Source organism: Bacteroides sp. CAG:189, from assembly GCF_000432295.1.
Classification (GTDB): Bacteria; Bacteroidota; Bacteroidia; order Bacteroidales; family Bacteroidaceae; genus Bacteroides; species Bacteroides salyersiae.
Map to the genome: position 1 here is coordinate 75,163 of NZ_HF991085.1, position 19,904 is coordinate 95,066.

15 protein-coding genes are annotated in these 19,904 nt (G+C 39.2%); all 15 read left to right on the forward strand.

From position 1 onward, the window contains the following. The coding region (locus tag QVP90_RS12190; RefSeq protein WP_288204420.1) for an acetylxylan esterase at positions 1–672 on the forward strand (672 nt) is incomplete at its 5' end. 13 nt (positions 673–685) lie between these two features. After that, positions 686–2,359 (forward strand): arylsulfatase, encoded by a 1,674-nt coding sequence (locus QVP90_RS12195; RefSeq protein WP_021936594.1) that lies wholly within the window; start codon positions 686–688, stop codon positions 2,357–2,359. Between the two features lie 109 nt (positions 2,360–2,468). Continuing rightward, positions 2,469–3,815, forward strand: a complete 1,347-nt coding sequence (locus tag QVP90_RS12200) for a sigma-54-dependent transcriptional regulator (protein WP_005926430.1) — start codon at positions 2,469–2,471, stop codon at positions 3,813–3,815. 397 nt (positions 3,816–4,212) lie between these two features. Next, on the forward strand, positions 4,213–4,293 hold the full coding sequence (kdpF, locus tag QVP90_RS12205) for a K(+)-transporting ATPase subunit F (protein WP_122282111.1): 81 nt from the start codon (positions 4,213–4,215) through the stop codon (positions 4,291–4,293). A 24-nt stretch (positions 4,294–4,317) separates the two neighbouring features. Further along, positions 4,318–6,024, forward strand: coding sequence for a potassium-transporting ATPase subunit KdpA (gene kdpA / locus QVP90_RS12210; RefSeq protein WP_021936595.1), 1,707 nt, complete (start codon positions 4,318–4,320; stop codon positions 6,022–6,024). A 24-nt stretch (positions 6,025–6,048) separates the two neighbouring features. Next, positions 6,049–8,097: a potassium-transporting ATPase subunit KdpB gene (kdpB, locus tag QVP90_RS12215; RefSeq protein WP_021936596.1), complete on the forward strand. Its 2,049-nt coding sequence runs from the start codon at positions 6,049–6,051 to the stop codon at positions 8,095–8,097. Between the two features lie 11 nt (positions 8,098–8,108). Continuing rightward, positions 8,109–8,681: a K(+)-transporting ATPase subunit C gene (locus tag QVP90_RS12220; RefSeq protein WP_007478863.1), complete on the forward strand. Its 573-nt coding sequence runs from the start codon at positions 8,109–8,111 to the stop codon at positions 8,679–8,681. Between the two features lie 68 nt (positions 8,682–8,749). Beyond that, positions 8,750–9,451, forward strand: a complete 702-nt coding sequence (locus QVP90_RS12225) for a hypothetical protein (RefSeq protein WP_406566613.1) — start codon at positions 8,750–8,752, stop codon at positions 9,449–9,451. Positions 9,452–9,554: 103 nt separating this feature from the next. Next, positions 9,555–10,682, forward strand: coding sequence for a hypothetical protein (locus tag QVP90_RS12230; protein WP_005926415.1), 1,128 nt, complete (start codon positions 9,555–9,557; stop codon positions 10,680–10,682). 72 nt (positions 10,683–10,754) lie between these two features. Then, entirely contained in the window at positions 10,755–12,194 is a 1,440-nt protein-coding gene (locus QVP90_RS12235; RefSeq protein WP_005926412.1) for a HAMP domain-containing sensor histidine kinase, read from the forward strand. Between the two features lie 255 nt (positions 12,195–12,449). Next, entirely contained in the window at positions 12,450–14,144 is a 1,695-nt protein-coding gene (locus tag QVP90_RS12240; protein WP_021936598.1) for a tetratricopeptide repeat protein, read from the forward strand. A gap of 138 nt (positions 14,145–14,282) precedes the next feature. Further along, a complete protein-coding gene (locus tag QVP90_RS12245; protein WP_005926403.1) occupies positions 14,283–14,645 on the forward strand; it encodes a DUF3244 domain-containing protein in 363 nt (120 codons plus the stop codon). Between the two features lie 74 nt (positions 14,646–14,719). After that, the gene (locus QVP90_RS12250) at positions 14,720–16,438 is read left to right on the forward strand and encodes a T9SS type A sorting domain-containing protein (protein ID WP_021936599.1); all 1,719 of its coding nucleotides are present in this window, start codon (positions 14,720–14,722) and stop codon (positions 16,436–16,438) included. Then, complete coding sequence (locus QVP90_RS12255; RefSeq protein ID WP_021936600.1) at positions 16,438–17,439, forward strand: T9SS type A sorting domain-containing protein; 1,002 nt, start codon at positions 16,438–16,440, stop codon at positions 17,437–17,439. Before QVP90_RS12250 ends, QVP90_RS12255 begins: the two co-directional genes overlap by 1 nt. Positions 17,440–17,474: 35 nt before the next feature. Then, entirely contained in the window at positions 17,475–19,391 is a 1,917-nt protein-coding gene (locus tag QVP90_RS12260; RefSeq protein WP_021936601.1) for a hypothetical protein, read from the forward strand. The last annotated feature ends 513 nt before the right edge of the window (positions 19,392–19,904 follow it).

The following is a 19,904-nucleotide window of genomic DNA, read 5'->3' on the forward strand; positions in this document are numbered from 1 at the left end:
CTGCAAGTTCCGGGAGCCGGTATCCGTTCTTACAGAGGTGTAAATTTGGGAGACAATATAATTACGCTGGAGATCGGCATTCATGGTATTCCTATGGATATGTCTCAAGAAGTATATAGAAATTTGTCATCTGGAGCTTTGAACGGATATCAGGGATTCAATAAAAATGACCGCAATGCATATTATTACAAGCGGGTATATCTTGGTTGTGTGAAAGCGATAGATTTTATTTATTCTTTACCAGAATTTAACGGTTCTACTATTGGTGTGACCGGTGGCAGTCAAGGCGGAGCGCTTTCTATTGTCACGGCCGGTCTGGATTCTCGTGTCAAGTTCTTGGCTGCATTATATCCGGCTCTTTGTGATTATGCCGGTTATTTGAATGGACGGGCAGGTGGTTGGCCACATTATTTCCGAAATGTGCAACCGAATATGAATGAGGTGGAGACATTGGCTTATTTCGATGTAGTTAATTTTGCCCGTCGCGTGAAAGTACAAGGGTGGTATAGCTGGGGGTATAATGACGTGACTTGTCCTCCGACATCTATGTATGCTGCTTATAATGTTATTCCAGGAACAAAGGAATTACATCTTTATCTGAAAACCGGTCATTGGACTTACCCGGAGCAAGAGGCGGCCCGATTACAATGGTTGAAAGGAAAGTGTAAATAGAATATTATTCAATATGAAAAAATATTTTTTATCGTTGACAGGAGGTCTGATTCTCGGACAATTTATTTTTGCACAGGAAAGGCCTAACATTATCATTATATTGGCGGACGATTTAGGATTCTCTGATATAGGCTGTTTCGGTGGAGAAATTCAGACTCCTGTTTTGGATAGAATGGCGAGGGAGGGGCTTCGTATGACCCAAATGTATAATAGCGCACGCAGTTGTCCGTCACGTGCTAATTTACTGACTGGATTATATCCTCATCAGACAGGGCTGGGGTATATGGAAGGAAATCGCTCTACTTGGCCTTGTGGGTATTCGGGTTTTCGCTCCGATTCGGATAATGTGACAATCGCTGAGGTACTGAAGGATGCTGGTTACTTTACTGCAATGGCTGGGAAATGGCATTTGGGAAATAAATCGAACCCAGTTCAGCGTGGGTTTCAAGAATATTATGGACTGTTGGGAGGTTTTAATTCTTGTTGGAATCCGGATGTGTATATTCGTTTACCGGAAAATCGCATACCACGCACTTATAAGGAAGGTGTATTTTATGCTACTAATGTTATAACTGATTATGCCATTGATTTTATAAATCAAGCTAATCAACAGAAACAACCTTTGTTTTTGTATTTAGCTTATAATGCTCCTCACTTTCCATTGCATGCACCAAAAGAGGTGACGGATAAGTACATGGAAACTTATATGCAGGGGTGGGATAGAATTCGTGATCAACGTTGGGCGAAAATTTGTAATCTGGGGCTGATGCAGGGAAAACCGGTATTCAGTCCTCGAGGAGTAGTGCCCGAAAGTCTTTTTCAAAATAAGCCGAATTATAAACTTCCGGCATGGGATTGTTTGAATAAAGATCAGCAGAAAGATTTGGCACGACGAATGGCAATCTATGCTGCTATGGTGGATATCATGGATCAGAATATCGGACGAATATTGGATACACTGTATAAAAATGGAGAACTGGATAATACATTTATCGTTTTCATTTCTGATAATGGCGCTTGTGCAGAGTGGCATGAATTTGGTTTTGATAAAAAAACAGGAACGGAATACCATATTCATGTAGGCGACGAGTTGGACCTGATGGGACTTCCGGGTACTTATCATCATTATGGTACTGGATGGGCGAATGTATGCTGTACGCCGCTAACTTTATATAAACATTATGCCCACGAAGGGGGAATTGCAACCCCTTGTATCATTCGATGGGGAAAAAGTATGAAAAATAAAGGAAGAATTGATCATCAACCTGCACAATTTTCAGATATAATGGCTACTTGTATTGAATTGGCGAGGACATCTTATCCGGAAACATATAATGGGAGAAAGATAGTACCGATGTCTGGGATATCTATTCTTCCGATAGTGAAAGGAGAGCAAATGCCCGAACGTTATATATATGCAGAACATGAAGGTAATCGGATGGTTCGTAAGGGTGATTGGAAATTGGTATCTGCAAACTGTAATGGCGATGAATGGGAATTGTATAATATTAAAGAGGACCGTACGGAGCAAAATAATTTATCTGCAGAATATCCGGAAAAAGTGAGGTCGTTAGAGAAAGCTTATTTTGAGTGGGCAGATAAAAGTGATGTATTGTACTTTCCGAAGGTATGGAATATGTATAATAAAGGGCGATTAAAAGATTTTAAAGAGTATAAACAGAAATAGGTATTTATGACATCTCATCTATAAAAAATCAAATGGCATGCCAAAGGTTTGGGTGATAAGATGAAAAGACGTATATTTGCGAATCCTGTTTTTACCGCTCTTTTGAATCATGAGTAAAATTCTTATTATCGATGATGAAGCCCAGATTCGTAGCTTGTTAGCACGAATGATGGAGCTGGAAGGATATGAGGTGTGTCAGGCCGGTGATTGTAAATCGGCATTGAAACAATTGGAACTTCATTCTCCCGATGTGGCTTTGTGTGATGTATTTCTTCCGGATGGAAACGGCGTTGATTTAGTGTTGGCCATTAAAAAAACGGCTCCCAATGTGGAGGTTATTCTTCTCACAGCCCATGGCAATATTCCGGATGGGGTACAGGCTATTAAAAACGGTGCTTTTGATTATATCACAAAAGGGGATGACAATAATAAAATCATCCCTTTAATCAGCCGCGCTGTAGAGAAGGCACGGATGAATGTACGTCTTGAGAAACTGGAAAAGAAGGTGGGACAGATGTATTCGTTTGATTCTATTTTGGGCGATTCTAAGGCGTTGAAAGCGGCTGTACAGTTGGCTCAAAAGGTATCTGTGACTGATGTCCCGGTGTTATTGACCGGTGAGACGGGGACCGGTAAGGAGGTGTTTGCACAAGCTATTCATTATAATAGTAAACGTGGAAAACAGAATTTTGTAGCTGTCAATTGTTCCTCATTTAGTAAGGAACTGCTGGAGAGTGAAATGTTCGGTCATAGAGCCGGTTCTTTTACCGGGGCATTGAAAGATAAGAAAGGGCTTTTTGAAGAAGCCAATAATGGTACTATTTTTCTGGATGAGATTGGAGAAATGGCTTTTGAATTGCAGGCGAAATTACTCCGTATTCTTGAAACCGGTGAATATATAAAGATAGGAGATACCAAACCGACTCGGGTGGATGTGCGTATTATTGCCGCTACTAATCGTAATCTGCCGGAAGAAATAGTAGCCGGACGTTTTAGGGAGGATTTATTCTATCGTCTTTCTGTTTTTGAGATACATCTTCCACCATTGCGTGAACGTAGTGGCGATATTAAAATCTTGGCGGAGGCATTTGTCCGTAAATTCTCAGAGAAACTTTCTTATTCGGTGACGAAAATGTCTCCGGAATTTCTTGTTGCGCTTAGCCAACAATGCTGGAAAGGAAATATTCGTGAATTACGGAATGTGATTGAACGTAGTTTGATAGTATGTGACGGAGAATGCTTGGATGTATGCGATCTGCCTCTTGAAATACAAAACAGTCATTATGAACGGTCGGATGAAGCGGCCGCTCCGGGAAGTTTCGAACTGGCAGCGATGGAACGGCGGCATATTGCCCGTGTATTGGAGTATACCAAGGGAAATAAAACCGAAACTGCCCGTTTATTGAAGATCGGGCTTACCACATTATACCGTAAAATTGAAGAATATAAACTTTGATGAATGATGCATTGATAGGGTGTGATACTGTTATACCTTTTTAATTAATCCGATATATATCCGTTAGGAAAAGTCGATATGGTACAAGTGTGCCGGGGCTTTTCAAAATAGTGTAATCCTTTTCAAAATGGAAGGGTTACACTATTTTTGTGTGTGCCTATCGTTGAACCTAATTTATTGATATATAATTGATTGTGATATAATCTTCTCTTTTGGCATATATTTGGCATATAGCAAGTCTGGTAAAAACAATTAATAACAATTTAAAAACAAGGTAAAAACATGGGAATAACATTATCATTCATTTTCTGCCTGTTTAGCGGCTTTGCTTGCTTCTGGCTATTTTGGAAATGCGTAGATTGGTTTGAGAATATTTAGAAAGAGGAGAATTAGAATTATGTATACAATACTATTTGTAATAGGTATCGCAATCTTCGGTTATCTGATGTATGTGCTCATCAGACCCGAAAAGTTTTAAACTACTTTTTATCGTATTAAAGCAATGAATACAGAAATATTAGGTGTGGCTTTGCAAATTGTCCTGATGGTGGTATTCGCCTATCCATTGGGAAAATACATTGCCAGGGTTTATAAGGGAGAGAAGACGTGGTCGGACTTTATGGCTCCCGTGGAGAAATTAATTTATAAGGTATGCGGCATCGATCCGAAGGAGGAAATGAACTGGAAACAGTTTTTAAAGGCATTATTGATTTTGAATGCTTTCTGGTTTTTCTGGGGGATGGTTCTTTTGGTCAGTCAGGGATGGTTACCGTTGAATCCCGATGGAAACGGTCCGCAAACTCCTGATCAGGCATTCAATACTTGCATCAGCTTTATGGTGAACTGTAATTTGCAGCACTATAGTGGCGAAAGCGGATTGACGTACTTCACACAACTATTCGTTATCATGCTCTTCCAGTTTATTACGGCGGCAACCGGTATGGCGGCCATGGCGGGTATGATGAAAGCGATGGCTGCTAAAACGACCAAGACTATCGGTAATTTCTGGCAATTTCTTGTGGTGAGTTGTACCCGTATTTTACTGCCACTTTCTTTAATTGTAGGTTTCATTCTTATTCTACAAGGAACTCCGATGGGATTTGACGGAAAGATGAAAGTTACTACTTTGGAAGGTCAGGAACAGATGGTTTCACAAGGTCCTGCGGCTGCTATTATACCTATCAAGCAATTAGGAACGAATGGGGGTGGCTATTTTGGCGTCAACTCTTCACATCCCTTGGAAAATCCGACTTTCCTCACAAATGCAGTGGAGTGTTGGTCTATTCTGATTATCCCGATGGCAATGGTGTTTGCTTTTGGATTCTACGTAAAACGGAAAAAGTTAGCGTATAGCATATTTGGTGTAATGCTGGTTGCATATTTAATCGGAGTCTTTATTAATGTAAGTCAGGAAATGGGAGGAAATCCCCGTATCGATGAGATGGGAATTTCTCAGGCCGGCGGAGCGATGGAAGGCAAGGAGGTACGTATCGGTGCGGCTTCCGGTGCACTTTGGAGTGTAACGACTACGGTCACATCCAATGGTTCTGTCAACAGTATGCATGATTCTACCATGCCGCTCAGTGGTATGATCGAGATGTTGAATATGCAGATCAATACTTGGTTTGGTGGTGTCGGTGTAGGTTGGATGAATTATTACACTTTTATTATTATAGCAGTGTTTATCAGTGGATTAATGGTAGGGCGTACACCGGAATTTTTAGGAAAGAAAGTAGAGGCCCGCGAAATGAAAATAGCGACCATTGTGGCATTGCTTCATCCGTTTGTGATTTTGGTAGGCACGGCTTTATCCAGCTACCTGTACGCACATCATCCGGAGTTCGTGACGAGTGAAGGCGGCTGGTTGAACAACCCAAGTTTTCATGGATTGAGCGAACAGCTTTACGAGTATACTTCTTCTGCGGCCAACAATGGTTCCGGTTTCGAAGGGCTGGGAGATAATACTTATTTTTGGAATTACTCATGCGGTATAGTACTTATTCTGAGTCGTTTTATTCCGATTGTAGGTCAGGTGGCCATCGCCGGGTTACTGGCTCAAAAGAAATTCATTCCGGAGAGTGCAGGTACTTTGAAAACGGATACGGCAACTTTTGGTGTTATGACTTTTGCTGTTATTTTCATTGTGGCTGCTTTGTCATTCTTCCCGGTACACGCATTGAGCACGATTGCCGAACATTTTAGCTTATAAAAAGTAAAAAGGAGAAAGAAAAGTATGAAAAATAATAAATCCGCTTCTTTATTTCAAAAGGAGCAAGTTATGGAAAGCTTGAAGCAGTCGTTCGTGAAATTGAACCCACGGATGATGATAAAGAATCCGATTATGTTTACCGTGGAGATAGTGACTGCCATTATGCTCGCTGTCACGATCCTTTCATTGGGAACAACGGAATACGGTACTTTCGGATACAATTTTGTCGTGTTTGTGATACTGTTCATTACCTTATTGTTTGCCAATTTTGCCGAGGCTATTGCCGAAGCAAGAGGAAAGGCGCAAGCCGATAGTTTGCGTAAGACCCGTGAAGAGACTCCCGCAAAGGTACTCGTAGGAGATAAAGTACAGACAGTAAGCAGTTCGAAATTGAAGAAAGGTGATATTTTCATTTGCGAGGCAGGGGATACGATTCCTGCCGATGGTGAAATAATCGATGGGTTGGCTTCTATCGATGAGAGTGCGATCACTGGAGAATCGGCACCGGTAATCAGAGAGGCCGGAGGTGATAAAAGTTCTGTAACCGGTGGTACGAAAGTGCTTTCTGATAACATTAAAGTGTTGGTTACACAACAACCCGGAGAGAGCTTTTTAGATAAAATGATTGCATTGGTAGAAGGTGCTACCCGTCAGAAAACGCCGAATGAAATTGCATTGACTATTTTATTGGCAGGTTTTACATTGGTTTTCGTAATTGTCTGTATAACCTTGATCCCTTTTGCCGATTATACGAATGTCGACCATCCGGGCACAACGATTTCCATTGCCGCAATTATTTCTTTGTTCGTTTGTTTGATTCCCACTACTATTGGCGGTTTATTGTCCGCTATCGGTATTGCCGGGATGGATCGTGCTTTGCGGGCAAATGTGATTACGAAGTCGGGTAAAGCTGTTGAGACGGCAGGGGATATCGATACCTTGCTGCTCGACAAAACCGGGACAATTACCATAGGTAACCGGAAAGCGACCAGATTTCACGCAGCTCCCGGTATCAATGAGCGTAGCTTTATTGAAGTTTGTTTATTGGCATCCTTATCCGATGAGACTCCGGAGGGAAAATCCATCGTAGAGTTGGGGCGCGAATCCGGACTCCGAATGAGAAATCTGAATACGACGGGTGCTCATATGATTAAATTTACAGCCGAGACCAAATGTTCGGGTGTTAATCTGGCCGATGGGACTCAGATCCGTAAGGGGGCTTTTGATGCGATTCGTCAGATGGTAGAGAAAGCTGGAAATAAATTTCCGAAAGAAGTGGAAGAGGTAATTGCATCTATTTCCGGTAATGGTGGTACGCCGTTAGTGGTTTGTGTAAACCAGAAAGTGAATGGTGTCATCGAATTGCAGGATATTATTAAACCGGGTATTCAGGAACGTTTTGAACGTCTGCGTAAAATGGGAGTGAAGACTGTAATGGTGACAGGTGACAACCCTTTGACTGCTAAATACATTGCAGAGAAAGCCGGAGTAGATGATTTTATAGCAGAAGCCAAACCGGAAGACAAGATGGAATATATTAAAAAAGAGCAGCAATCCGGTAAATTGGTAGCAATGATGGGAGACGGAACGAACGATGCTCCTGCTTTGGCACAAGCCAATGTGGGAGTGGCAATGAATAGCGGTACACAGGCAGCAAAAGAGGCTGGAAATATGGTTGACCTTGATAATGATCCTACTAAATTGATCGAAATCGTGGAAATCGGAAAACAGTTGTTGATGACTCGGGGTACGCTGACTACTTTCTCCATTGCCAATGACGTTGCCAAATACTTTGCAATTGTTCCTGCATTGTTTATGGTGGCCATCCCTGAATTGGCTGCATTGAATATTATGGGATTGCACAGTCCTGAAAGCGCCATTCTTTCGGCTGTCATATTTAATGCGATTATTATTCCGATTTTGATTCCGTTGGCTTTGAAAGGAGTACAATACAAACCGATAGGCGCCAGTGCGTTACTTCGCCGTAACCTGCTTATATATGGTTTGGGTGGCGTGATCGTACCTTTTGTGGGTATTAAATTAATAGATATGGTGGTTAGTATATTCTTCTAAATCGTGTAGTAATGAAAACTTTATTGAAATCATTAAAAATAACTCTTGCCTTCTGTATATTTTTTTCTGTGTTTTACATTTTTGTCTTGTGGCTGTTTGCACAATTTGCCGGCCCTAACAACGGTAATGCGGAAGTTGTAACATTAAATGGTGAAGTTGTCGGAGCTGCTAATGTAGGGCAGGCTTTTACAAAAGATATTTATTTTTGGAGCCGTCCTTCGTGTGCCGGCGATGGTTATGACGCTGCCAGTTCCGGTGGTAGCAACAAGGGGCCTACTAATCCTGAGTATTTGGCCGAAGTAGAGGCACGTATCGATTCTTTCCTGATTCATCATCCCTATTTGAAGCGTAGTGAGGTGCCTGCTGAGATGGTGACGGCCAGTGGTTCGGGTTTGGACCCCAATATTACTCCGGCTTGTGCCTACGTACAAGTAAAAAGAGTGGCCCAGGCACGTGGCTTAAGCGAAGAAGCGGTAAGGGCGATTGTAGATAAATCCGTGGAAAAACCTTTGTTGGGGCTTTTTGGGACAGAGAAAGTAAATGTATTAAAGTTGAATGTAGCTTTGGAAGAAGCAAAAAAATAGTTTAAGGTATGAAGATTTTTAGTAAAGAATTAGTTGTTAGTTTATTAACTGTTACAGTATCTGGTTTCATGGGGATAACAAATGCGAATGCACAGGAATTTACAGTTCAGGGAGATCTTGTCAGTTCTTATGTTTGGCGTGGTATGTATCAGACAGGAGCGAGTTTTCAACCGACCTTGGCATTCAGTGTCGGGGGATTTTCGCTGACAGCTTGGGGATCTACTGATTTTGACGGGTATGCATCCACCGAAGGGATGGCAAATAAAGAGATTGATCTGACAGCTGCTTATACATTTGGTGAAAGTGGTCTTACTCTCTCGGTTGCCGATCTTTGGTGGGCAGGTCAAGGACGTGGAAAGTATTTTAACTTTAAAAGTCATGAAACGGCTCACCATTTTGAGGCTGGGTTAGCTTACACGTTACCGGTCGAAAAGTTTCCTTTATCTATTGCATGGTATACCATGTTTGCTGGTATGGACAAGAAACTGAACGACCAAGGTGAGGAAAAGCAGAATTACTCCTCTTATGTCGAATTCAATTATCCGTTTTCTTTAAAATCAGTAGATTTGAATGTAACTTGTGGTATTGTTCCTTACAAGGCGGCTCGACAATATAATTGTAATGGTTTTGCTGTAACTAATGTAGCATTGAAAGGAACTACGGCCATTCGGCTTACGGATAAATTCTCATTACCTGTTTTTGCGCAGGCCATCTGGAATCCCCGCATGGAGGATGCCCATTTGGTATTTGGGATAACGTTGAGACCTTGATTGTGATTTCAACATTTTTTTTGAGAATCTCATGAATTAGTTGTAGGGCTCGTAGCAATAGTGATTATTGTTACGGGCTATGTCATTCTTAAATAGATATAGGATGGAGAGAGAAGAAAGTGTACAACATTTTCTGGACCTGATAAAGAAGTCGCGCCGGGGGAAGTTTAAAATTTACATCGGAATGATTGCCGGGGTAGGTAAAACTTATCGAATGTTGCAAGAAGCGCGTGAACTGCTTGATAATGGTGTGGATGTGCGGATTGGTTATGTGGAGACACATGGGCGTGCCGGTACGGAGGCAATGTTGGAAGGTCTACCGGTGATTTCCCGGAGGAAAATCTTTTATAAGGGTAAAGAACTGGAAGAGATGGATTTGGAAACCATCATTCGTATCCACCCGGAGATTGTTGTTGTGGATGAACTCGCCCACACTAATGTGGAAGGGAGTTTAAATGAAAAACGTTGGCAGGATGTAATGACTCTGCTTGACGAAGGCATAAATGTGATTTCTGCTATTAACATTCAGCATATTGAAAGTGTAAATGAAGAAGTGCAGGATATTTGTGGCATTGAGGTGAAAGAACGGGTGCCCGATAGTGTGTTGCAAGAAGCGGATGAAGTGGTGAACATCGACCTTACTGCCGAAGAGCTGATAACCCGTTTGAAGGCCGGAAAAATCTATCGTCCGGAAAAAATAGAGATGGCCTTGAATAATTTCTTTAAAACCGAGAACATTCTTCAGCTTCGGGAGTTGGCATTAAAAGAGGTAGCATTGCGTGTCGAGAAGAAAGTGGAAAATGAGGTGGTAGCCAGCGTCGGGATACGGCATGAACGTTTTATGGCTTGCATCAGTAGCCATGAAAAAAGTCCGAGACGGATCATTCGTAAGGTGGCGCGGCTCGCTACCCGTTATAATACCTCTTTCATTGCACTTTATGTGCAGACTCCGCGTGAGAGTATGGATCGAATTGATTTAGCAAGCCAACGATATCTGTTGAATCATTTTAAATTGGTGGCGGAATTGGGAGGCGAGGTTGTGCAGGTACAATCGAAAGACATATTGAAAAGTATTGTCGATGTTTGCCGTGAAAAGCAGATTACCACAATTTGTATGGGGAGCCCGAATCTCCGTATACCGAAAGTCTTTTCTACCGTATTCGGTTATAAAAAGTTTTTGGCTGATTTAGCACAAGCGAACGTAGATTTGATTATACTTGCAGTGGAATAGATAATGTGCAGATGTACCCGATTTCTTTAATTGGCACATTGGCATATTTGACACATTACTAAATTATTTATTATGAATATAAAAACGAAATTACTTTTGGGTATTGGAATGTTGGCAGGCATGATTATCCTGCTGGTGACGCTTTCTGTTGTTAATTTGCAGATATTGACAGCTACCGAGCCCGATAGTCCGGCAGCTATGCCCGGGCTGGAACGCGCTTTGCTGTGGGTTTCTGTCACGGGAGGAATTTGCATCCTGACGGGACTTTTTTTGTTGTTTTGGCTTCCTCGCTCCATCAGTCGGCCTATAAAAGAACTTAAACAGGGAATTCTTGAGATAGCCAACCATAATTATGAGAAACGGCTCGAGATGAAAGGAAATGAAGAATTTCGTGAAGTAGCCGACAGTTTCAATCGCATGGCGGAACGTTTGACTGAATACCGGGCCAGCACTTTGGCCGATATTCTTGCAGCCAAAAAGTTCTTGGAAGCTATTGTAAATAGTATCAATGAACCGATCATCGGTTTGAATACCGAACGCGAGATTCTTTTCATCAATAATGAAGCATTGAATGTTCTTAACTTGAAAAGGGAAAATGTCATTCGTAAGTCGGCAGAGGAATTATCATTGAAGAATGACCTGCTCCGCCGTTTGATTCGTGAACTGGTAACTCCCGGAAATAAGGAAGAACCATTAAAGATATATGCCGACAATAAAGAAAGTTATTTCAAGGCTTCCTATATTCCTATTAATAATACCGGTGTTGGGCAAGGTGAACCTCATAGGTTGGGGGATGTCATTCTTTTGAAGAATATTACGGAATTCAAAGAATTGGATTCTGCTAAAACCACCTTTATTTCTACGATCTCCCATGAATTGAAAACTCCTATTTCCGCTATCATGATGAGTCTTCAGTTGTTGGAGGACAAACGTGTGGGAGTTTTGAATGAAGAACAGGGGCAATTATCTAAAAGCATTAAGGAAAATAGCCAGCGTCTGCTTGAAATCACCGGAGAGTTGCTGAATATGACGCAAGTGGAAGCCGGAAAATTGCAAATGATGCCTAAAATCACTAAGCCTATTGAACTGATAGAATATGCAATCAAGGCAAATCAGGTGCAAGCTGATAAATTTAATATACAGATTGAGGTGGAATATCCGGAAGAGAAAATTAGTAAACTGTTCGTAGATAGTGAGAAGATAGCTTGGGTGCTTACCAATTTGCTGAGCAATGCCATCCGTTATTCTAAAGAAAATGGCCGTGTCGTTATCGGTGCACAACAGGATGGAAATTATGTGGAACTTTATGTACAGGATTTTGGTAAAGGTATCGATCCGCGTTATCATCAAAGTATTTTCGACCGTTATTTCCGTGTGCCCGGAACAAAGGTACAAGGGAGTGGATTAGGACTGTCTATTTCTAAAGATTTTGTAGAAGCGCATGGCGGAACTCTGACTGTACAGAGTGAGCTGGGGAAAGGAAGCCGATTTGTAATCCGGTTAAAGGCATGATTCGGGACTATTCCTATGTCGTTTCGCCTTAAGTGCCGGGTATCGGACTACACTAACAGGTTTCTACAAGGCATCAAGGGGAAACCTCCTTTTCTTTGAATATAAACTTTCTTTTGTCTGGTGAAAAATGCTGTTTGTTCTTTTATAATCTATAATCATTGTCATACATATATTGAGATAAATTGGAGATAAAGGAGGAGGTTTGTTCCGTTTTTTATATTTTTGTAGTGTTGGAATAATTAATGCAATGCACAAATGAAACAGAACGGAAGCACCATTACCCTTTTATCTCTTTTTATTGTAGCTTTCTGGTCGTGTGTCTCCAGGCCGGATGAGATTGTGACGACTCTTCAACGGGCAGAATCGTGTATGGAGATGTATCCGGACAGTGCTTGGCATTTGTTGAGTGGAATATCCGATCCTGATGATTTGTCTGACAAAAAACGGGCAGATTATGTGTTGTTGTTGACACAGGCACGTGATAAAAATTATATGGATATGTCTGTCGATTCTTCCATCACTTTTGCTGTTGATTATTTCAAGAAAAACGGTAATAAACGAAAGTACGGCAAAGCGTTGTATTATTACGGGCGGGTGCTTCAAGGAAAGCGGGAAACGTCACGGGCAATGAAAACTTTTTTGGATGCCCGGCACATTTTGGAAAAAACGGAGGAATACAAAATCATGGGATTACTGCTTACAGATATATCGATTTTAAATCGTGAACAATCGCTTTATGATGAGGCTATCAATACCTGCAGGCTGGCTATTGTTTACTATTATCGGGCAAAAGATACATTGGGGGTTGCTTATACCTATCAGACGATAGGAAGTTCTTTTTTTCTAAAACAGGAGATGGATAGTGTCTATCAGTGCGCGACAAAGAGTTTGCAACTACTTTCGGATAATCCCGTCTTGTTGAGAATAGGGGCTTCTAAAATGTTGGGAATGATGTATAGCTTTCAAAAAGAATATCTTAAAGCCGAAGAAATTTTTCTAAAAATAATTGATGAAGAACCTCGCGAAGATAGACTTACAATGCACTATATGTCTTTGGGGCGTTTATATCAACTGATGGGGCAGAAAGAGTTGGCGGAAGAATATTTAAAATGCTGTCTGGATAGCCGCAGTTTGTTTACCCGTTCTGACGCTTATGCCTGTTTGGCCGGGTTAGCCAAAACCAGACATGACTATGAACAAGCTTTAACTTTGAAAGAAAAGTCCGATTCACTATTATATATTGCTGAAAATGAGAAAAAAAGGGAAGACCTGATGCGTCTTCAAACAGGATATCAGAGAGAGAGATTAGAAAAAGAAAAGCTACAGATTAAATTGGAAAACAGGATATTGCAATTGGGATCTATAGTGGTATCCATTTTATTTTTGGGTGTAACGTATTATTTTTATAATAGGTATTGGCGAGCGAAATTACAAATAAAACAGATCGAAAAATCATTGGAGAAAAACAACAGGCAGATTGCTGTGTTTTTGAATGAAATAAACAGGTATAAACAACAGGACGACGAAAAAACAAAGGAGACGGATTCCAAAGTCAGAGACCTGACCTATCAAATAAACCGACTTGCTCAGGAAAATGTAGAACTTCGTAGTAAAGTAGATGTGAGCGAACTTATGAAGATATTGAAGAATGGAACCGTCATAGCCGAAAAGCTGACTTCTAAAGAATGGGATAAAATATTTAATTTGGCAAATTGCTTACATGCAGATCTTCTCGTTAAATTGAAAGAAGAACATAATCAATTGACAAAACATGATATTGAACTTTTGGCGTTTATATTATTAGGATTTACCTCTAAAGAGTTGATGGTCGTTTTTGATAGTAAGGATATTCGTACTATTTTCAAAGCAAAATCCCGGCTGAAAGAGCGCTTGAGGCTAAAGAAAGAGGAATCTTTAAATGAATTTCTTCAAAAAATGCAAGAAAGCTAAATTGAAATTGTCCACTAAATATGTATTTATTGGACACAATGTTTTGATTTATAGTATTATAACCTGTCTACCTCTGTGTTTGCGATAGGTACAGATTAATTACTTAGCTTTGTAGCATAATTAAAAAACACTGAAGAAATGAAAACACGTGCTATTCTATTATTATTGATTTGTCTTAACTGTACGGCTTTTGCACAAAGGAATAATCCTGTTATTACATCGTTTGGGAAAATCAATTTAGATGGTCATTGGAAAGGCGATGATTTTGGAGATGAAGGTGACCATCGTTCTATTCCTTATATACCTGTCATTGCTTCTCTTGAAAAAGACATTCTCATATTAGAATTTATGGAAGTGGGTAGTGATATTACAGTGACCATTGTCGGCAAGAATCAAATACTTCTTTCTCATTCCCTTTTGATCGATATTCCTGGGAAATATTGTATTCCTATTGATGCTTATACTCCCGGAGTTTATTTATTGGAACTTTCAAATTCATAAGGTGGATATATCTATGGATGGTTTGAATTGAAATAGTTCTTTTTAATTTTAGTGTACTACCTTTTAATAATAATATGATGATGAAGAAGCATTTGCCGATATTAATCGTTCTATTGATGGCACAGAGCATCGGTTTGTTGATAGCTCAACAAGATACGATTTTGGTTTTTAAAGGGCGTCTTGATACTGCTCCAACAGCTTTGCAAACCATAAAGCCTTGCTTGTTACGAACAGAACGTTCTAATAGTGATTTTGGAGGGATTATTGAAGTACAATGTGAAGCGGGAATGAGCGAAGAAATGCAATGCTGTATAAAAGTTGCTGCACAATTGTGGGAAGAAAAGTTGTATATCCCTAAGAAAGTTGTTCTAAAATTTGAGAAAGAGAAAATGGGGGTGGGAGCAGAGGATTTTGAGGCTCAGGTTTTGTATTCCTTTCTTCTTGGTGAAAGTAAAGCATATCCTCAGAGTCTTTTTATGAATTTCTTGACTGATGATGGGCGAGTAAATAGTGTAGATGCTATAATTAAAATAAATGACGATGTGGATTGGGATTATAGCTTTAGTGATGAAGTAATAAATAAGAAGAATCTTACAACGGCAATGTTGCGTGCCATTGCGATGTCATTAGGATTTGGATCAACCGTTTTTGATAATTCCGCGAAAGGAGTTGTTTTCTTTACAAAAAGGTGTTTCTCTCCTTTTGATAATTATGTCATAAATTCCAATAACGTGCGTTTAAATGAAATGCCGAATAATGGGCGTACGAGTCAGGAACTTGTTTCATTTGTAACAGGAAATAATGTTTATTATAAAATTCCTAATAATGAGAGTCTTAAATTATATGCTTCACCGGAATTTCGGGGCTATAATTATCTAAGTTATTTTGATACAACAGGGGATTTGATGTCATACAATATGAGAATTGGAGACAAGAATCAGCAAGTAGATAGAAAAACACAGGAAGTTCTTGAGACAATTGGTTGGAAAGAACCGGAAAAAGGGTTGAAAATTGTAGCAGATGGTATTGATAATACGGGGATGGCTTCTGCTACGCGAGGTTATAATTTTCGTGTGGAGATTCCTTCCGGAAATATAACAAAGTATTCGTGGAAATATGAATTGTTGAATAACGAGATGGATTATGTTCTCATAAAAAAAGGAGAATCTTCTGAGTTTGCAATAGATAAAGTGGATGCCTTAGCTAAATATAGGAAAAATGTAAACGGTGATATTAAGGGTAAAATAAGCTTGAATGCTATTGTTGATGGTAAGGAGATGTCTAAAGTATTTCATGTGTATCTTAGTACTAAACCAACTTTTATCTCTGTGAAAGTGGATTCTATAACTCCAATTCCTGGAACAAGATATTATAATCTTGATATCACTGTGATATATGATGGGGCTGATTATCTTTATGTAGAACAGTCTGAAGAATTTGGCGATATAGTCAATACGCACTTTTATTATGAACCTTATATTGCTCATCTCAGGTTTAAACGTATTTTTATGATAGGAATGTCTTGGGTTGATATGGAATTAAGTAATAATGAGGGAAAAGCATATTATACTGTAGAAATTCCAAGTCAGATGGAACTCTTAAATCATTCTACTTTAATACAAGAAGAGGTTATAAACTCAGAAATTGCACAAATAGAAGTAAGGGATATGCAGGGGAGAATAGTCCTTCGAACAGATAATTATGAATCTGTTAGTTGTTTGTCAAAAGGAATATACATCGTAACACTTACATATACGAATGGCAAAACAGTAACCCGAAAAATGTGTCAGTGATGAAATGTTTGGTTTTTATATTGATTGTTACTTGTTCTTTGAGTATCTATGCGCAAAATAATTATACTCTTTCTGGAACTGTAATAAAATCGAGTGATATCTCTTTAGATGAGTACGGAGCTTTATTGCTGGATGATAGTTGTGCTTTTCATGTTGTAGATAATTTGGGGAAGATCATAAATCCGAATGTTTGCGAATGGGACTTTGGAGTCGAAATAGAGCAGGGAAATTACGTGAAAGTGAAAGATGCAGTTTCATTGGATTATGGGATTGTGATAAATTCATTGGCAGGATATGGACATTCTGATCCCAAGTATCGAAGATACACGATAGAAAACGATAGCTCAGTTTATTTTAAAGGGAAAGTAACCTTTTCGGGAGAGTATCAAGGACAAAAAATACAACTTGATAAAGACTTTTATATAAATTTACTTCCCTCTTTACCGAAGGTTAGAGTGTTGGATGTAACTTGGAGTAACTACGATGCCCAATGGAATATATATGATGACGCATACATGACGATACAGATCACTTCTGATAGAATGGAATATATTTATAGCTGGGAACAATATTCATCTTTTACAGGACATATAATGTTTTCGTTTTTTACGGCTGACGTTGATGCGGACAAAGGAATTGGTCTTTTGCCTTTTTATGATGGGGATCGTTGTTTTCGCTTTTTTTCCTATAATTTTAGTGGAACAGTTGAGTGTGAAGACACTTTATACACTGCGAAAGTGGCTACATCTATCCCTCCCTCTGTTAAAATGGAGAATGTGCCATTCTATCCGAATCCGGTAGAAAATATTTTGTTTGTGCAAGATGGTATGAGTGATATTTTTCCTTTATCTATATACGATTCCAGAGGACGGCTTGTGAAATATGTGGGAGTTCCGATGAGTGAGATTGATGTTTCGAACCTTATACAAGGTGTATATTTTGTTTTATATAGAAATAAATCTTCTCAAGGAGAAGCGACCTTTAAGATGATGAAAGAATAGAGATGTACTAACCATTATAAAAGAAAGGATAAATCATGAGAAAATTATTACTATTATTCTTGTTTTTGGTGTGTGGGGGATTCTCTTATGCTCAAGAGGACGGAATTGAGGTGATTAGTCTGGGGAGAGACTTCTTTCGTAAGGAGAGTATTCTCAAACCAATAGTACGAGAAGTTGTTGGCGGAACAATTATTCAAGTAATATATGAGGGTAATGAGTGGGAACAAAATTTAGATAGGAAGAATGCTTTTGAACATGCCTGCCGTATTTTTGAAGAGCAGTTGCCTACCGCTTTACCCATTAAGGTGAAAGTTAAGTTCGGAAAGTTGAGGGGAAGTAATGTAATTGCTAAAACAACTCTTCATACGGATTCTTGCAAAATGGATCCGCGTGACGATCTTTCCAGAGCTTGGCGATCTACGATAAAGTGGAAATTTAAAGATTTAGGGCTTGGAAATGCTAAAGTTGGGATGAGCTTTTTTGATAAACCTGATGGCGAGATAATTTTTAATAGTGATGATATATATTCGTTTTCACTAAATGATGTCCAAGAAGACAAGTATGATTTTGTAACGGTAGCATTGCGTGAACTTTGCAAAATAATGGGATTTTATTTTAGTGCTCGGGGAGATAATGCAACAAAGGTAATTGAATTTGATAGAAATTCTTTATTTCCTTTTGATTTGGTTGTTTTAGGAAACCAAGTGCTGGATCCTTTTAAGGCATATAGTTATGCTACATCAAATAAAGCAACCTTGTCGGTTGGCGGTTTTGGGCCATATGGTTTATATTCTCCTACTATATTTGAGTATGGACGTTCTTTATGTTTTTTTAAACCGGATGAGACGGATAATGAAACGAGGCTGATGCAACCCGATTTACCTCGTGGTACTTCTATACGCAATATCGGTGGATGGTTTAAAGGCTTCTTAAAGGCAATTGATTGGGTCCACTATACAGCTGTTGGTGGTGGCGGTGGTGGAGAGCCTACTGTAACTTCTACTTCTACAGATAAGGCTAAAAGGTATGATGAAGTGTGTACTTTCTCTAATCCTCAAAAAAGTTTGAATTATAATGTCGCTTTAAGAAATGAGGAAGTTGTTGATAAAGATGATGTGGATAAGTATATATGGCAACATAGTTCTTATGCGTTAGATGATGATGGTGACATACTGTATGGATGGGTGGTCAGTGTTTTACGTAAAGACGGTACTTGGGAAATTATACCATCTACTTCTTCGTGGAATGAAAGTGAGGTTTCATTTATGCCATCTTCTATTGATGTGAATAAGGCAGATCAATATGCACGTTCCAGTGATGGATATTTACGTTGTCGGGTTAATTATACAAGTTATCCTGTAGAAGTAAATAGATTGGCTCGCTATTTTCTTTTAGATTACCTCCCTCAAAAACCGGAGATGGCTTTTTCTAAAGTAATGCCACAGACGAGGACTGTTGCGGACGATTACTATGCGGATGTGAAAATAGGATTTAAGAATGTGGAAGGAACAGAAAAAATTTTGGTTGAACAATTAGAAGAAGGATCTCCTGTTCCTTTTACTTATTATGTTGAGGATGTGCGAGATGGCTATTTTATAGCTTCGGTGGATAAGGAGTATAGTACTACTTTTAAATTGCGTGCCATGAATAAATATGGAGAAACTGTTAGTGAACAATTAATTGTTGCTCCATTAGTGCCGGCAACATACACTCTAAATTCACAAGTAAATGGTGACCTTTTGTCCTTGAAATTAGAGAAAGGCCGTAAAAGAAGCTTGGATGACAGGGCGTTAATAGATTATAGAATGTTAGACTTGAATCATTCAATGATAGTAAGAGAAGGCAAGGTTGACAATAATATCATTGATATAAGTTCATTGGAGAAAGGTATGTATGGTTTACAGGTCTCGGATACGGAAGGGCGATCTTATGATACAAAGTTTGTAAGATAAGTTTTATGGATTTTCTAAGGGGGAATTGAAGTAAATACCAGGAAGGTGTGTCAGAATAGAAAAAATGACATGCCTTCCTTTTCTGTTTTTTCAAAATAGCTGACCTTATAAATCACGGTTAATTTCGATATTTGAATTATCTGATGCTTTCGCTATAAAAGTGTATAGTAAAACTGAGAAATATATAATGTAGATTGAGGATATAAATGAATTGGGAAGTCTTGTATCGGATATTTATATACTTCAATTGTACGATAACAAAGGTGTCTGTTATAAAACAATTAAATATATTAAGTGAATAAATTAATCAATTGATTGTAAATCATTGAGTTATCCTGTTGATAACTAAGGTGATTATCTGTTGATAACCCTGTTGATAACGATGTTGATAATATCTTGTAGATAGATACAGGCTTTCTGATCATTGAAAATAGTCGTGAGGATTATTCTTTATCCGAGGTTACTCTTCTCGACTTTCCGGGTCAACGTAAAAATCTGAGGGGTAAATTTAAA

Coding starts and splice junctions, on each gene's coding strand:
- QVP90_RS12225 (WP_406566613.1), top strand. CDS start 8,750: ATGGGGATAACAAATGCGAATGCACAGGAATTTACAGTTCAGGGAGAT.
- QVP90_RS12255 (WP_021936600.1), top strand. CDS start 16,438: ATGAAATGTTTGGTTTTTATATTGATTGTTACTTGTTCTTTGAGTATC.
- QVP90_RS12250 (WP_021936599.1), top strand. CDS start 14,720: ATGATGATGAAGAAGCATTTGCCGATATTAATCGTTCTATTGATGGCA.
- QVP90_RS12240 (WP_021936598.1), top strand. CDS start 12,450: ATGAAACAGAACGGAAGCACCATTACCCTTTTATCTCTTTTTATTGTA.
- kdpF (WP_122282111.1), top strand. CDS start 4,213: ATGTATACAATACTATTTGTAATAGGTATCGCAATCTTCGGTTATCTG.
- kdpB (WP_021936596.1), top strand. CDS start 6,049: ATGAAAAATAATAAATCCGCTTCTTTATTTCAAAAGGAGCAAGTTATG.
- QVP90_RS12260 (WP_021936601.1), top strand. CDS start 17,475: ATGAGAAAATTATTACTATTATTCTTGTTTTTGGTGTGTGGGGGATTC.
- QVP90_RS12200 (WP_005926430.1), top strand. CDS start 2,469: ATGAGTAAAATTCTTATTATCGATGATGAAGCCCAGATTCGTAGCTTG.
- QVP90_RS12220 (WP_007478863.1), top strand. CDS start 8,109: ATGAAAACTTTATTGAAATCATTAAAAATAACTCTTGCCTTCTGTATA.
- QVP90_RS12195 (WP_021936594.1), top strand. CDS start 686: ATGAAAAAATATTTTTTATCGTTGACAGGAGGTCTGATTCTCGGACAA.
- QVP90_RS12230 (WP_005926415.1), top strand. CDS start 9,555: ATGGAGAGAGAAGAAAGTGTACAACATTTTCTGGACCTGATAAAGAAG.
- QVP90_RS12235 (WP_005926412.1), top strand. CDS start 10,755: ATGAATATAAAAACGAAATTACTTTTGGGTATTGGAATGTTGGCAGGC.
- QVP90_RS12245 (WP_005926403.1), top strand. CDS start 14,283: ATGAAAACACGTGCTATTCTATTATTATTGATTTGTCTTAACTGTACG.
- kdpA (WP_021936595.1), top strand. CDS start 4,318: ATGAATACAGAAATATTAGGTGTGGCTTTGCAAATTGTCCTGATGGTG.